Origin of the sequence: Rathayibacter sp. AY1F9, from assembly GCF_002932155.1 — a bacterium.
Classification (GTDB): Bacteria; Actinomycetota; Actinomycetes; order Actinomycetales; family Microbacteriaceae; genus Rathayibacter.
Genome location: NZ_PSVA01000010.1, coordinates 80988 through 96094 on the forward strand (window position 1 = coordinate 80988; position 15107 = coordinate 96094).

Consider the following 15107-nt stretch of genomic DNA (forward strand, 5'->3'; position numbering starts at 1 on the left):
GCGACCGGACAGGGGCCCTCAGCCCCGGCGCGAGACCGACTTCGGCAGCACGAACACCAGCGCGAAGGCGGCGACCGCCATCAGGGTGCTGAGGAGCATCGCGGGAGCCGCGGCGTCGAGGAAGCCCGAGGCGACCGTGTCCGGACCCGTGATGACGAGGCTCCCGAACAGCACGCTGCCGATGACCGCGATGCCCACGGCCGAGCCGATCCGCTGGATCGCCGAGATCACGCCGCTCGCCGCGCCCGCGTCCTGCGGGTCGACGGTCGAGACGATGAACTGCACGTTCGGGGCGATGAAGAAGCCGTTGCCGAGGCCCGCGATCAGCAGCGGCGGCAGGAGCTGCCAGTTGCTGATCGAGTCCGGGGTCGCGGTCAGCAGCACCAGCCAGACCCAGCCGAGCCCGACGGCGAGGAGTCCGCTGCCCATCACCAGGACGTTGCGGCCCAGGCGCGCGGTCATCCGGTTGCTCTGCGAGGAACTGATGATGCTGCCGATCGCGAAGGGGATCGAGACCAGGCCCGACTCGAGCGCGGTGTGGCCGAGGCCCGACTGCCAGAGCAGCGAGATGGTGAAGAAGATGCTCGTGAAGGCGGCGAAGTAGACCAGCGCGAGGATCACGCCTCCGGTGAAGGCCGGGTGGCGGAACAGCGACGGCGGCACCAGGGGAGCGCGGCCGCGGCGGACGTGGAGGACCTCCCATGCGCCGAACGCGGCGAGGAGCAGGACTCCGCCGGCGATCGAGAGGAAGGTCCACAGCGGCCAGCCCTCGTCCTCGCCCTGGATGAGCGGGACGAGCAGGGCGACCAGGCCGCCGGAGACGAGCACGAGGCCGAGCCAGTCGACGCCTCCGCTCGGGGCGCGGTCACCGGCCTCGAGGTCGCGGCGGGCGGGGAGGAGGACCGCGGCGGCGATCAGGGTCGCGACGCCGATGGGCAGGTTCACCCAGAAGACCAGGCGCCAGCCGTTCTCGTCGCCGAAGGCCTGGATGATCAGGCCGCCGATGATCGGGCCGAGCGCCGACGAGACGCCGAGGACCGCGCCCATCACCGCGAAGGCCTTGCCGCGCGAGGGACCGCGGAAGAGGAGCTGGATGTAGGCGTTGACCGCCGGGACGAAGACGCCGCCCGCCAGGCCCTGCACGATGCGGGCGATGACGAGCTGGGTGTCGTCCGCGGCCAGTCCGCACGCGAAGCTGGCGACGGTGAAGAGGGCGATGCCGCTGACGAAGACCCACTTGTGCCCGAAGCGGTCGCCGAGGCGGCCGGCGGGGATGAGGGCGAGGCCGAACGCGAGGGCGTAGCCGGAGATGATCCAGGAGAGCGTCGACTCGGAGGCGTCGAGCGTGGTGCGGATGGTGGGCAGCGCCACGTTCACGATGGTCGTGTCGAGCAGGGCGATGAACATGCCCGCGAGCAGGACGATCAGCGAGCGCCAGGCGCGCTTGTCGGGGGCGGGAGGGGCGCCGGTCGATCGGGCGGTCGACGTCTCGGTCATCGCAGGAGTGCCTTTCGAGCAGGGGGGGGAGGGGTGGTCCGTCAGACCTGTTCGAGGGACGCGAACGGATGTGAATGCTCGCAGGAGAAACCGGGTTTCCGCACGCCGGGATCTGTGGGGGCCTTCAGGCGGAGGGCTCGCCGCAGGCTCGCCTCGCGGGGCGTCAGCGGATGCGCGACTCCGCCAGCCGGGCGCAGTCGATGCAGAGCTCGGCCGTGGGCCGGGCGGCGAGGCGGGCGGCTCCGATCGGGCGGCCGCACGAGGCGCAGTCCCCGTAGCCGCCGGTGCCGAGGCGGGTGCGAGCGGCGTCGAGCTCGCGCGCCGTGCGGCCGAGAGCGTCGCGGACTCCGGCCATCCGCGACCACTCGGCCGAGAGCGGCGTGCCCTCCGGGTCGTGCTCGTCATCGGCGGTGCCGTCGGCACGGTCGCGCAGGAGCTCGGCCAGCGAGGCCTCGAGCCGGGCCGCCTCGTCGCGCGTCTCGGCCTGCCGCTCGGCCAGCAGCGCGTCGAGGAGGCGCGCCTCGTCCGGATCCATCGGCATCCGACCATGCTGCCACCCACGCGAGCGGCGGGGCATCGTTGTGCGATCCGGCGCTGACCCGGCGGCGGGCGGCGGGGCAGACTAGAGGCATGCCCGTCGTGACCGTGCTCCCCGACCGCCTCGAACTCCGCCTCACCGCGGCCGAGCGACTGCTCGCGTTCCACCGCAGCGACGTCGTCGTCGACCGGTCGAGCATCCGCTCGGCGACGGTCACCGAGGACCCCTGGATCTGGGTCCGGGGCATCCGCGCGCCGGGCACCGCGGTGCCGCTCACGCTCGCGGCCGGCACGTGGAAGTTCCACGGCGGCAAGGACTTCCTGCTGATCAAGCGCACCGCCTCGGCCGTCGTGATCGACCTGGTCGACGAGGACTACTCCCGCCTGATCGTGAGCACCAAGCACGCTCCCGAGCTGATCGCGGCCCTCCAGCTGGGGACGACGACCGCGGCGATCCCCGTGATCGAGACCGACGACCTCGTGATCGTCCCCGAGGTCGCCGAGCAGGCGGAGCAGGCCCAGGCGGCCGCCGCGGAGAAGCGCGCGAAGACGAAGGCGAAGGCGGCGGAGGCCGCGGCCGTGGCCGCGGAGGCGGCGGGTCCGGCGACGGTGGTCGAGGGCCGGGAGGCGGCGAGCGGCGGGAGCGCGGCGGCCGCGGCGACCGCGGCTCCGGAGGCGGACGGCGCCGCGGAGGACGTCGCGGCGCCGACGGAGTCAGCAGCGGGGGCCGCTCCGAAGAGCCCGAAGGCCACGCCGAAGGCCGCTCCGAAGACGAGTGCTCGGACCGCCGCGAGCACGCCGGCCGAGTCCGGGGCTTCCGCGCCCGTGGACGTCATCGGCTCCGAGCCGATCGACTCCGCAGCTCCGGTGAAGCCCGCCGAGCCGAAGCCCGCGGAGCCGAAGCCCGCCGAGAAAAAGTCCGCGGGATCGAAGCCCGCCGAGCCGAAGCCCGCCGGATCCGAGTCCGCCGAGCCCGCCCCCGCGAAGCCGGGGCCGGCCGCGAAGCCCGCGCCGAAGCCCCGCACGCCGGCGAAACCCCGCGCCGCGCGCCCCGACTCCTCCGTCGGTCACGCGTCGGCCGAGCCGAGCGGCGCCACCGAGGCCGCGGAGTAGCGCACCGCCGCACGAGCAGCAGCCACGCAGCGCCGGCCGAGGCGCCCCCCTCCACGCTCGAGGCGGGCGGACGCCCTCCGCCGACGCCGTGCCCTCAGGCGCGGACGTCCACCAGCGTCCGACCGTGCGAGCGGCCGGCGAGCACGTCCTCGGCCGCGTCGACCGCCCCGCCGAGCGGCACCGTCGTCGTCAGCTCGTCGAGCAGCTCCAGGTCGAGGTCGTGGGCGAGGCGGCGCCAGGCCTCCTCGCGGAGCTTGCGCGGCGCCTCCACCGAGTTGATGCCGGCCAGCGTCACTCCGCGCAGGATGAACGGCATCACGCTCACCGGCAGGTCCGGGCCCTGCGCGAGACCGCACGCCGCTACGGTGCCGCCCCACCGCGTCTGCGCGAGGGCGTTCGCGAGCGTGTGCGAGCCGGCGGAGTCCACCGCTCCCGCCCAGCGCTCGGACTGCAGCGGCTTCCCGCCCTCCTGCAGCTCGGCGCGGTCGATGACGTCGGAGGCGCCGAGGCGCTGGAGCAGAGCGCCGTGCTCGCCGAGCCGGCCGGTCGAGGCGACGACCTCGTGGCCGAGGCGCGCCAGGAGCGCGACGGCGAGCGACCCCACGCCTCCCGAGGCCCCCGTCACCAGGACGGGACCGCTGCCCGGCCGCACGCCGTGCCGCTCGAGCGCCAGCACGGCCAGCATCGCCGTGAAGCCCGCGGTGCCGATCGCTCCGGCCCGTGCCGCCGAGATGGCGCCGGGCAGCCGGAGCAGCGACGCGGAGTCGACACGCGCCCGCTCGGCGAGCCCGCCGTCGTGGCGCTCGCCGAGGCCGGCGCCGTTGAGCACCACCCGGTCGCCGGAGTCGAAGCGCTCGCCCGCCTCGCCGTCCGCGTACTCCACGGTGCCGACCAGGTCGATGCCGGCGACGAGCGGGGTGCGGCGAACGATCCCGGGCCGCCCCGCCAGCGCCAGGGCGTCCTTGTAGTTGACGCTCGAGTACTCGACGGCGATCGACACGTCGCCGTGCGAGCGGTCGGGATCGTCGCGCTCGAGGAGGCGGGCTCGGTTGGGGGTGTCGGAGTCGGAGTGCCGCTCGACGACGATGGCTCGGTACATGGGCCCACGCTACGCCCGCGGGCCCGCGGCCGGGCGGTCAGTTCAGGGGCCGGGTGCCCTCGGGGAGCGATCCGCCGGAGTAGAGGGCGGAGGCCGCGCCCTGGAGCGCCGTCAGGGCGACGCGCTGCGTCCACGGACCGTAGGAGACGCGGGCCAGCCCGAGCTCCTCGAAGCGGGCGGGGGACTGCGATCCGGGGACGCCGATGACGCTGACGCGCTGCCGCCCGAGGGCGGCGACGAGGGACTCCAGCTCGGCGTCCTGGAGCAGCCCGGGGACGAAGAAGCAGGTGGCGCCGGCGTCGAGGTAGGCGCGGCCGCGCTCGACGGCGTCGGCCAGGACCTCGCCGCGGTCGCGGTCGCCGGCGCGGAGGAGCACATCCGTGCGGGCGTTGAGCGCGAAGGGCACCGCCTCCTCCTCGGCCGCGGCGACGGCCTTCTCGACCGCTCGCAGCGCCTCCGGGAGCGGCTTCGCCTGGTCCTCGAGGTTCGCGCCCACGACGCCGATCCCGATCGCGCGGCGGACCGTCTCGCCGGCGTCGCCGTAGCCCGCCTCGAGGTCGGCCGAGACCGGGACCTCGACGGCGGCGACGATGCGCTCGATCATGCCCAGGTGCAGCTCCAGCGGGATCCGCTCGCCGTCCTCGTAGCCGAACGCCGCCGCGATGGAGTGGCTGGCGGTCGCGAGCGCCCGGGTCTCCGGGAGCGCGGCGACCGTGGTCGCGCTGATCACGTCCCAGACGTTCACCACCTGCAGCAGCTCGGGGGCGGTGTGGAGGTCGACGAGGGTGCGCCCGCGCGCTTCGATGCTCATGGCACGAGCGTAGGGCCCGCGTGCGCGGCGCAGGCCGCCGCATCGCAGTCGGCGCAGACCACGAGCTGGGCGCGGCAGGAGAGGTCGGTGCAGTTGCGCATCCGGCTGGTCGGCGCGGCGCACGAGGTGCAGCGGCCCAGCACCTCGGCGTCGGGGGAGAAGGAGACGGAGCCGCGGCCGTCGAAGACGTACAGGGCCCCCTTCCACAGACCGCGGTCGCGCCGCGCCTCGGCGTAGCGGACGACGCCTCCGTCGAGCTGGTACACCTCGCCGAAGCCGCGCGCCGTCATCAGGCTCGACAGCACCTCGCAGCGGATGCCGCCGGTGCAGTACGTGACCACGGGCCGGCCCTTGAGGTGGTCGTAGACGCCGGCGTCGAGCTGCTCGACGAACTCGCGGGTGCTGGAGACCCCCGGCACGATCGCCCCCTCGAACCGGCCGATCTCGGCTTCGAAGGCGTTGCGGCCGTCGAAGAGCACCACGTCGTCGCGCTCGGCGACGAGGGCGTCCAGCTGGTCCGGGTCGAGCCGCGGAGCCGTCCCGACGACCCCGTCGGCGTCGACCCGCAGCTCGTCGGGCGCGCCGAACGAGACGATCTCGTCGCGCACCTTCACCGAGAGACCGGGGAAGTCGAGGCTGCGGCCGTCGTCGTCGAGGCCGGAGCCGTCGCTCCACTTCACCTCGAGTCCGTGGAATGCCGAGTGCTCACGGGTGCGGCGGACGTAGCGCTTCAGGGCGTCCATCCCGCCGCCCAGCGTGCCGTTCACCCCGTGCTCCGAGATCAGCAGGCGCCCGCGCAGGCCCAGCGACTCGCACAGCTCGCGCTGCCACAGCCGCACGGACTCGGGGTCGGCCAGCGGCACGAAGCGGTAGAACAGCAGGATCTTCGGCAGCACCGGCACATCCTACGAGGACGTCCGGACCGGGGCGCGGCGTGTGGCAGCATCGTCGGGTGCCCGACGCCTCCGCCCCCGTGCCGCACTCCCGCCTCGAGGACGTCTTCGGTCTCGTCACCGGTGCGTTCGTCGTGTCGCTCGGCCTCTACCTGCTGCGCGCGAGCCAGGCGGTCACGGGCGGCACCGCGGGTCTCGCACTGCTGCTGGGGTACCCGCTCGACATCCCGTTCGGCGTGATCCTCGTCACGGTCAACGTGCCGTTCCTCGCCCTCTCGCTGTGGAAGAAGGGCTGGCGCTTCACGCTGCGGACCATGTTCTCGATCGTGCTGGTCTCGGTCCTGGCGGGCCTGCACCCGCTGGCGTTCGGCGAGCTGCGGATCGAGCCCGTCTACGGCGTCCTCACGGGCGACGTGCTCGCGGGGATCGGCCTCCTGATCCTCTTCCGGCACGGGTCGAGCCTGGGCGGATTCAGCATCGTCGCCCTGATCGCGCAGGAGCGGCTCGGCTGGCGGGCGGGCTACGTGATGATGGCGCTCGACGCGTGCGTGGTCGCGGCCGCGCTGCTGGTGGTGCCTCCGCTGAACGTGCTGATCTCGGCGGCGGGAGTGGTGGTGCTCAACCTGGTCCTGGCGTTCAACCACCGGCCCGGGCGCTATCTCGGGTCCTGACCCCCTCCGCAAGCCCTTCGGCGCGCACCGCCGGGTTCCTAGGCTGAGGGCGCGGGCCCCCGCCCGCCCTTCCCGAACGGAGAAACCGGATGTCCGACTGGACCTACGACCCCTACGCCCGCCTCGGCGAGGTGCCGACCTTCGCGCTCGAGAGCGACGACATCGCCGACGGTGCGCCCCTGTCCGCCCGCCACTACGGCGAGGGCTCCGGCGGCGAGGACGTCTCGCCGCACCTGCGCTGGTCGGGAGCCCCCGCCGAGACGAAGAGCTTCGCCGTGACGGTGTTCGACCCCGACGCGCCCACCGGCTCCGGCTTCTGGCACTGGGCCGTCTACAACCTCCCGGCCGACACCACGGAGCTCCCGACGGGAGCCGGAGCCGCCGGCTTCGAGCTGCTCCCGGCGCGCGCGCAGACGCTGCCCAACGAGATGCGGCTGCGCCAGTTCGTCGGAGCGGCGCCGCCGGACCGCGAGCACCGCTACTTCTTCGTGGTGCACGCCCTCGATGTCGAGTCGCTCGACCTCGACCCGGAGTCGACGCCGGCGATCCTCGGCTTCAACGCGCACTTCCACACCCTAGCGCGGGCGCAGATCGTCGCCACGGCGACGCCGGACGGCGCGAAGGACTGACCGCTCCGCGGGGAGCGCGCGCTACCCGAAGAGGGTGCGCGCCTCCTCGTAGCGGGCGTCCGGCACCGTCTTGAGGGTGCCGAGCGCCTCGGCAAAGGCCACGTGGTAGATGTCGGTGCCGCGCAGGGCGACCATGCGGCCCCAGTGCTCGGCGACGACGGAGTCGATGGCGGCCATGCCCAGGCGGGTCGCGAGGACGCGGTCGAACGCGGTGGGCGTGCCTCCGCGCTGGATGTGGCCGAGCGTGGTGGCGCGGGTCTCGATGCCGGTGCGCTCCTCGATGAGCGGAGCCAGCAGCTCGCCGATGCCGCCGAGGCGGGGCCGGCCGAAGGCGTCGAGGCCGCGCTCGGAGTGGGCGTCGTCCATCGTGTCGAGCGAGAAGCCCTCGGCGACCACGACGAGCGGTGCGCGCCCGCGGTCCTGCGCGCTCTGCACCCACTCGACGATCTGGTCGAGGGAGGTGCGCTTCTCCGGGATGAGGATGACGTGGGCGCCCGCGGCCATGCCGGAGTGCAGGGCGATCCAGCCGACGTGGCGGCCCATGACCTCGGCGACCATGCAGCGGCCGTGCGAGTCGCCGGTGGTGCGGAGGCGGTCCATCGCGTCGGTCGCGATGCCGACGGCCGTGTCGAAGCCGAAGGTGTAGTCGGTGGCGCCGAGGTCGTTGTCGATGGTCTTCGGGACGCCGACGATCTTGAGGCCCGCGTCCGTGAGGCGCTTGGCCGCGGCCAGGGTGCCCTCGCCGCCGATCGCGATGATCGAGTCGATGCCGTTGCGGTCCATCATCTCGGCGATCTTCTCGGGGCCGCCGTTCTCGCCCTCGAAGGGGTTCGTCCGGCTGGTGCCGATGATCGTGCCGCCCTGCTTGGCGATGCCCTGGATCTCGGGGCGGCCCAGGGGCAGGAGGTCGCCGTCGACCACTCCGCGCCAGCCGTTCCGGAAGCCCACGAACTCCTGGTCGTAGACCTTGATGCCCTTGTAGACGGCACCGCGGATGACGGCGTTGAGGCCGGGGCAGTCGCCACCGGAGGTCAGGATCCCGATCTTCACCCGCTCAGGTTAGAGGACCCGGTGAACGGATGTGCACGCGGACGACGACGGGCCCCTCCTCGCCGCCTCGAGGAAGGGCCCGTCGTCGTGCTCTGTGCTGGTGGGACTAGGTCGTGACGAGCTCGCCGTTGACGCCGCGGGGGAAGAATCCGCCGGTGCGCGTGCCGGCCGCGGGGTTCAGGTACACGATGTTGAGGACCTGGCCCGGGGTGCGGCTGAACGCGATGGAGCTGCCGTCGGTCGGGACGATGTTCGCCTGGCCGTTGACCTTGACGCCCTGGTCGAGGTCGGTCTTGCCGTCGAGGCTGTCGCGCGCGTCGGAGAGCTTGTTCGCCGAGTCGGACAGGTCGGCGGCGTAGATCGCCGAGCGGATCGCGCCCGCGTGGTACGCCTCCACCGCGAGGATGCCGGCGGCCGCGTCGAGGTAGGTCTTCGACTGGATGAGCGGGGCGGCGCCCTTGTAGGCGGTCACTCCCACGTCCTCGAAGACGAAGGCGCCGAGCAGGAAGTTCGACTCGCTCGCGAACGGGTCGAACGACTGACCGGCCTTGATCAGCCCCGCCGCAACGGCGGCGGAGTTGAAGCTGTCCTTCAGGTTGATCGCCGGGCGGGCCACCTTCGCGGTGCCCAGCGCGGCCCGCAGGAACTGCACGTGGGCCTTCTCGTCGTTCGCGACCTCGGTGGCGAAGCTCTTCAGCCACGGGGTCTTGAAGTCGACGGGGCGGCCGCCGATGACGCCGCCGGGCGTGCCCTTGCCGGTCACGTCCGAGCCGCCGAGGCCGGTGCCGTAGACGGCGCGGAGGTAGAACTCGGCCTCGAGGTACTCGAGGTTGAGGGCGAAGTTGAGGATCGAGGCGTCGCTGGGGCCGCTGGCAGCGACCTCCTCGGCGGAGGCGGTGGGCGCGGCGAGGGCCGCGGCTCCGATGCCGAGGCCGGCGACGCCGGTGGCCTCGAAGAAGCGGCGACGGTCGAGAGCGGTCTCAGAGCTCTTGACGATCGCGTTGCGGATGAAGGTCGTGTCGAACATGTGCGCATCTCCAGTGATAGGCGGGTGCCGGGCGGCTGGAGCGCCGCCGCGACAGCGCGAAGCTACGCCCGGGATCGACCTGCTGACCAGTGGAAACGGGCGATCGGATCCGCGCATGTGTTCACGCCGTCTGAACCAATCCGCCGGGCGTGTCGCTCCGAACACGTCGTGGATGGGGGTTCTGTGGAGGAGCGTCCGATCCGGTGTCGGAGCCGCCGGTTACCATCACTGCGTGTCGATCCCCGCCCCTGCTCCGGAGCCCGCCTGGGCGACGGTCTACGCGCCGGCGGAGCCGGTGAGCCTCGCGCTCACCCTCCGCACGCTGCTGCGGGGCTCGGGCGACCCGACCATGCTCCTCGACGCGTCCGGCTTCTGGCGGGCGTTCCGCACGCCGCTCGGCCCGGGCACCCTGCATCTGCGGCAGGCGGTGGACGGCGCGGTCCACGCGCGCGCCTGGGGCGGGGGAGCGGAGTGGCTGATCGACGCGGTCCCCGAGCTCCTCGGCCACGGCGACGACTGGAGCGGGCTCGACCTGTCGGCCCACGCGCCGCTCGCCGAGGTGCTCCGCCGCTCGTCGGGCCTGCGCCTCACGCGCGCGAACCTGGTGTTCGAGATGCTCGCGCCGTCGGTCCTCGAGCAGAAGGTCACGAGCACGGAGGCGTGGCGCGCCTACCGGGTGCTGGTGCGCCTCCACGGGGAGCCCGCCCCGGGGCCGGTCGCTCTGCACGTGGCTCCGAGCGCGCAGCAGTGGCGGCGCGTGCCCTCGTGGGACTGGCACCGCGCGGGAGTGGATCCGCGGCGCTCGCGGACCGTCCTCACCGCCGCGCTCGTCGCCTCCGGCCTCGAGCGGACCCTCGCGCTCGGGCGGGGCGGCGACGAGGTCGCCCGCCGGCTGCAGTCGGTGCCGGGGATCGGGCCGTGGACGGCGTCCGAGGTGATGATGCGCGCCCACGGCGATCCGGACGCGGTCAGCGTGGGCGACTACCACCTGGCCGCGGCCGTCGGCTTCGCGCTCACGGGTCGGCTCGGGGTCGACGACGACGGCATGCTCGAGCTCCTCGAGCCGTGGCGCGGGCACCGGCAGCGGATCATCCGGCTGATCGGCTGCAGCGGAGCGAGGAAGCCGCGGCACGGCCCGCGGATGACCATCCAGGACCACCGCCGGCACTGATCCGCTCCTCCACAGGGGCGGCTCGCGGGCGAGTCGGCGCGACCACCGCGTCACGCCGCGTTCGCGCGGCGGGTCGGGCTTAGCCTCGGAGGATGCAGCAGTCGACGACCCCAGGTGTGCCCGGCAGCGACCCGGAGCGCGAGCCCGACGAGGCGGCCGTGCGGAGCGGGGTCGACGCGACGATCGGTGGTCGGACGCCGGAGGGCGGCACGGGGTCGGACGACGAGGTCGAGGCCGGTGAGGCGCGCGACTCCGTGAGCGGGGCCGAGGTCGTGCCGGCGCCGGAGTCCGCGTCCGAGAACGTGGCCGAGCCTCAGGACGACCAGGAGTCCGACGCTGAGGACGTGGCTGAGCCTCAGGACGAGCAGGAGTCCGACGCTGAGGACGAGGACCTGCGCGAGCCCGGTGTTCAGGACGAGGACGAGGTCGTGCGCGACGCTCAGGACGAGGCCGTGAGCGAGCCCGATGCAGAGGACGAGGTCGTGCGCGACGCTGAGGACGAGGTCCTGCGCGGGCCCGACGCCGCGTCGGAGTCGGAGCTCGCCGCGCCCGCCGCCGCCGAGCCCGAGGTCGACGACCGCCAGATGATCGAGCGCGTCGAGTCCCTGGTCCGCCGCTGGATCGCGCGCAGCGGCGAGTTCCCGGTCGAGCCCGCCGCCCAGCGGCTCGCGGGCGTGCTCCAGGACCCGAACGGACTCGACTTCACCGTCGGGTTCGTCGACGGCGTCGCCCGGCCCGAGGACCTCTCGGTCGCGGCCGAGAACCTCGCGGCGCTCACCGCGAAGACGCCCGCCTTCCTCCCCTCCTACCTGCGCGCCGCGATCAGCACCGGCGGCGCCGTCGGCCCCGTGCTGCCCTGGGTGGTCGTGCCCGCGGCCCGCCGGGTCCTCCGCCGCCTCGTCGGGCACCTCGTGGTCGACGCCTCGGAGGCGCGTCTCGGTGCGGCCGTCGCCGCGCTGCGCGAGGGCGGCGACCGGCTCAACCTCAACCTCCTCGGCGAGGCCGTGCTCGGCGAGCGCGAGGCCCGCCGCCGCCTCGAGGGGACCCTCCGCCTGCTCGAGCGGCCGGACGTCGACTACGTCAGCGTCAAGGTCTCGAGCGTCGTCAGCCAGCTGTCGATGTGGGCCTTCGAGGAGGAGGTCGACCGCGTCGTGGAGCGTCTCACCCCGCTCTACCAGGCCGCCGCGTCCGGAGCCGACCCCACCTTCATCAACCTCGACATGGAGGAGTACCGCGACCTCGACCTGACGGTCGCCGTGTTCCGGCGCCTCCTCGAGCAGCCGGGCATGCTCGACCTCGAGGCGGGCATCGTCCTGCAGGCCTACCTGCCCGACTCCGTCCGCGTGCTCGACGAGCTGACCGGGTGGGCGCAGGAGCGCCGGGCCCGCGGCGGAGCCCCGATCAAGGTGCGCGTCGTGAAGGGCGCGAACCTCGCGATGGAGCGGGTCGACGCGGCCCTGCACGACTGGCCGCTCGCGACGGTCGGCAGCAAGGTGGAGGCCGACACGAACTACAAGCGCCTGCTCGACCGGGCACTGCGGCCGGAGCGCGTCGACGCGGTGCGCGTGGGCGTCGCCGGGCACAACCTCTTCGACCTCGCCTGGGCGTGGCTCACGGCGACCGAGCGCGGGGTGACCGGCGCGGTCGAGATCGAGATGCTGCTCGGGATGGCGACCGGGCAGGCGCGCGCCGTCCGCGAGGACGTGGGACGCCTCCTCCTCTACACGCCCGTCGTGCACCCGCACGAGTTCGACGTGGCCATCTCGTACCTCATCCGCCGGCTCGAGGAGAACAGCAGCCCCGAGAACTTCCTCTCGGCCGCGTTCCGCCTCGACGACGAGGAGGTGCTGCAGCGGGAGCTCGGCCGCTTCCGCGCCTCGCTCGAGGCCCTCGACGACTCCGTCCCGCCGCCGAACCGCACGCAGGACCGCCTGCGGGAGTGGTCCTCCGGCTCCGGCCGCCGCCTCGTGCAGGAGCACGCCCGCGCCGGCGAGCGGGCGCAGGACCCGGCCGCCGCGGGCCTGACGCAGGCCGTCCTCGGCCTCAGCCGCGGCTCCGGTGCCGCCGCCGCGACCGCGGGCTTCCACAACGAGCCCGACACCGACCCCGCCCTCCCCGGCAACCGCCGCTGGGCGCGCCTGATCACCGAGCGCATCGCCGGCTCGACCATCGGAGCGGGCACGGCCGACGCCGCGCGCGTGAGCACCGAGGCGGAGCTCCAGGAGGTGCTGCGCGCGGTGTCCCGCCGCGCGGAGCGCTGGGGCGAGCGCCTGGGCTACGACCGAGCGGCCGTGCTCGACCGCGCCGGCCTCGTCCTCGCCGCGAACCGCGACCGCCTGATCGAGGTGATGGCCTCCGAGACCGGCAAGACGATCGCCGAGGCCGACCCCGAGGTCTCCGAGGCCATCGACTTCGCCCACTACTACGCCACCCGCGCCCGCGAGCTCGACGCCGTCACCGGGGCCACCTTCGTCCCCGCGCGGGTCACCGTCGTCGCTCCGCCGTGGAACTTCCCGGTCGCCATCCCGGCCGGATCGATCCTCGCGGCGCTCGCCGCCGGCTCCGGAGTCGTGGTGAAGCCGGCGCCCCAGGCCCGCCGCTCGGCGGCTGTGCTCGTCGAGGCGCTCTGGGACGCGGGCGTCCCGCAGGAGCTCCTCGCCCTGGTCGACCTCGACGAGGAGGAGCTGGGACGGGCGCTGATCACCGACCCCCTCGTGGACCGCGTGCTGCTCACCGGCTCCTACGAGACCGCCCGCCTCTTCCGCTCCTGGCGGCCCGGCCTCGCACTGCAGGCCGAGACCAGCGGCAAGAACGCGATCATCGTCACTCCCCACGCCGACTACGACCTCGCCGTCGCCGACATCGTCCGCAGCGCCTTCGGGCACGCCGGCCAGAAGTGCTCCGCCGCCTCCCTGGTGATCCTGGTCGGCTCGGTCGCCCGCTCCAAGCGCTTCCGCGCCCAGCTGGTCGACGCCGTCACGTCGCTCCGCGTCGGCCGGCCCGACGACCCGTCGGCGGTGATGGGGCCGCTCATCGAGGAGCCCACCGGCAAGCTCCTGCACGCGCTCACCACGCTGGGCGGAGGCGAGTCGTGGCTCGTCGAGCCGCAGCGGCTCGACGAGAGCGGCACGCTCTGGTCGCCCGGGATCCGCGAGGGCGTCACCGAGGACAGCTACGTCCACCTCACCGAGTTCTTCGGCCCGGTGCTCGGGATCATGCACGCGGCGACCCTCGAGGACGCCGTCCGGATGCAGAACGGCACCGAGTACGGGCTCACGGCCGGGCTCCACTCCCTGCACGCCGACGAGCTCGCCCTCTGGATCGACTCGGTCGAGGCGGGCAACCTCTACGTCAACCGGGGCATCACCGGAGCCATCGTCCGGCGCCAGCCCTTCGGCGGCTGGAAGCGCTCGTCCGTCGGCGGCGGCGCGAAGGCGGGCGGACCCAACCACCTCATCGGCCTCGGCTCCTGGAAGCCCTCGCCCGCGCGCTCCTCCTCGACGCTGCACCTGCGCGGCCTCGACGACCGCGCGCGCCAGTTCATCGAGGCGGCCCAGTCCTCGCTCCGGTTCGAGCAGTTCGACCTGCTCCGCCGCTCCGCCCTCTCCGACCAGCTCGCCTGGGCGACCGAGTTCGGCGTCGTCACCGACATCTCGAAGGTCGGCGTCGAGCGGAACCTGTTCCGCTACCTCCGCGTGCCGATCGCGCTGCGCCTGGCCGACGGCGGCGACCTCGGAGAGCTCCTCCGCGTCATCGCCGCCGGCCTGCTGACCCGCTCCCGGATGGACATCTCCACGTCCCTCCCGCTCCCGCCGCGGGTAAAGGAGATGCTCGGCGGCGACGAGCTCGCCGAGATGGCGGGCCTCGTCCCGCGCATCGTCGTCGAGACCGACGCCCAGTGGCTCGAGCGCGCCGCGGCCGGCCGCATCACGGCGCCGCGCATCCGCATCATCGGCGACATCGTCTCCGACCGCGTCGACGGCTATGCGGGCCCGCAGGCCCCCGGCAGCCCGACGCACGGACAGCAGGCCGTCGTCCGCCGATCGTCCGACTCGACCGGCTCCTTCACCGACGTCGTCGCCGGCATGACCCGCGGCAGCACGGGCAAGCCGGTCCCGCTCACCCGCGCCGACGGATCCCGCGTCCCCCTCGCGACCGCCCTCGCCGAAGCCCTCGGCGGCGCCCTCGACACCGCCGTCTACGCCGACCCGGTCACCCCCGCCGGCCGCGTCGAACTGCTGCCCTTCCTCCGCGAGCAGGCGATCTCGATCACGAACCACCGCTTCGGCAACCCGATCGATCTGAGCGACGACGTGCTGTAGTCGATTCCACGCCCGTCCCTGACGGGCGTGGCGCGGTCGGCTTCTCGACGGGGTGCGTTCTGAGGAGCGGGGGGCGTTCGGCTACAGCGATCCGCTGGTACGCGGATCGCTGGTTCGCCTCGGGGGCGGTGCTCGCGGGGATGGTGTGGATCGTGTGTGGCGCGGTCGGCTTCTCGACGGGGTGCGTTCTGCAGGGCGGGGTGCGTACGGCTGCAGCGATCCGCTGGTACGCGGATCGCTGGTTCGCCTCGGGGGCGGTGCTCGCGGGGATGGTGAGATCAGGCTGG

At 73.7% G+C, this 15107-nt stretch carries 12 protein-coding genes; 5 read left to right on the top strand and 7 right to left on the bottom strand.

Annotated features, from left to right (window positions below):
* Window positions 1-18: 18 nt before the first annotated feature.
* Both C5C37_RS08655 and C5C37_RS08660 read right to left on the bottom strand, forming a co-directional pair.
* Window positions 19-1497, bottom strand: coding sequence for an MFS transporter (locus tag C5C37_RS08655; protein ID WP_104257675.1), 1479 nt, complete (start codon window positions 1495-1497; stop codon window positions 19-21).
* 163 nt (window positions 1498-1660) lie between these two features.
* A complete protein-coding gene (locus C5C37_RS08660; RefSeq protein WP_258065384.1) occupies window positions 1661-2038 on the bottom strand; it encodes a TraR/DksA C4-type zinc finger protein in 378 nt (125 codons plus the stop codon).
* Between the two features lie 89 nt (window positions 2039-2127).
* Between C5C37_RS08660 and C5C37_RS18015 the strand changes: the two genes are divergently transcribed.
* Window positions 2128-3147: a hypothetical protein gene (locus C5C37_RS18015; protein WP_308471051.1), complete on the top strand. Its 1020-nt coding sequence runs from the start codon at window positions 2128-2130 to the stop codon at window positions 3145-3147.
* 94 nt (window positions 3148-3241) lie between these two features.
* Here C5C37_RS18015 and C5C37_RS08670 read toward each other — a convergent pair whose 3' ends face one another.
* From C5C37_RS08670 to C5C37_RS08680, 3 genes are read right to left on the bottom strand one after another with little or no spacing between them, the layout of a single operon-like run.
* Window positions 3242-4246, bottom strand: a complete 1005-nt coding sequence (locus C5C37_RS08670; RefSeq protein ID WP_104338799.1) for an MDR family oxidoreductase — start codon at window positions 4244-4246, stop codon at window positions 3242-3244.
* Window positions 4247-4283: 37 nt separating this feature from the next.
* Window positions 4284-5057: an isocitrate lyase/phosphoenolpyruvate mutase family protein gene (locus C5C37_RS08675; protein WP_104246918.1), complete on the bottom strand. Its 774-nt coding sequence runs from the start codon at window positions 5055-5057 to the stop codon at window positions 4284-4286.
* Window positions 5054-5953, bottom strand: coding sequence for a rhodanese-related sulfurtransferase (locus C5C37_RS08680; protein ID WP_104222869.1), 900 nt, complete (start codon window positions 5951-5953; stop codon window positions 5054-5056). The genes C5C37_RS08675 and C5C37_RS08680 overlap by 4 nt, the downstream gene beginning before the upstream one ends.
* A 56-nt stretch (window positions 5954-6009) precedes the next feature.
* Here C5C37_RS08680 and C5C37_RS08685 point away from each other — a divergent pair, with 56 nt between their 5' ends.
* Both C5C37_RS08685 and C5C37_RS08690 read left to right on the top strand, forming a co-directional pair.
* On the top strand, window positions 6010-6621 hold the full coding sequence (locus C5C37_RS08685) for a YitT family protein (RefSeq protein ID WP_244230588.1): 612 nt from the start codon (window positions 6010-6012) through the stop codon (window positions 6619-6621).
* An 89-nt stretch (window positions 6622-6710) separates the two neighbouring features.
* Window positions 6711-7250, top strand: coding sequence for a YbhB/YbcL family Raf kinase inhibitor-like protein (locus C5C37_RS08690; RefSeq protein WP_104297649.1), 540 nt, complete (start codon window positions 6711-6713; stop codon window positions 7248-7250).
* Between the two features lie 21 nt (window positions 7251-7271).
* Here the strand turns inward: C5C37_RS08690 and C5C37_RS08695 are convergent, their stop codons facing one another.
* Together C5C37_RS08695 and C5C37_RS08700 are read right to left on the bottom strand one after the other, a co-directional pair.
* Window positions 7272-8300 (bottom strand): 6-phosphofructokinase, encoded by a 1029-nt coding sequence (locus tag C5C37_RS08695; protein WP_104246916.1) that lies wholly within the window; start codon window positions 8298-8300, stop codon window positions 7272-7274.
* A 106-nt stretch (window positions 8301-8406) separates the two neighbouring features.
* On the bottom strand, window positions 8407-9327 hold the full coding sequence (locus C5C37_RS08700) for a ferritin-like domain-containing protein (RefSeq protein ID WP_104222865.1): 921 nt from the start codon (window positions 9325-9327) through the stop codon (window positions 8407-8409).
* 232 nt (window positions 9328-9559) lie between these two features.
* Here C5C37_RS08700 and C5C37_RS08705 point away from each other — a divergent pair, with 232 nt between their 5' ends.
* The gene (locus C5C37_RS08705; RefSeq protein ID WP_258064157.1) at window positions 9560-10498 is read left to right on the top strand and encodes a DNA-3-methyladenine glycosylase; all 939 of its coding nucleotides are present in this window, start codon (window positions 9560-9562) and stop codon (window positions 10496-10498) included.
* Window positions 10499-11082: 584 nt separating this feature from the next.
* Window positions 11083-14820: a proline dehydrogenase family protein gene (locus tag C5C37_RS08715; RefSeq protein ID WP_104338811.1), complete on the top strand. Its 3738-nt coding sequence runs from the start codon at window positions 11083-11085 to the stop codon at window positions 14818-14820.
* Window positions 14821-15107 lie beyond the last annotated feature (287 nt).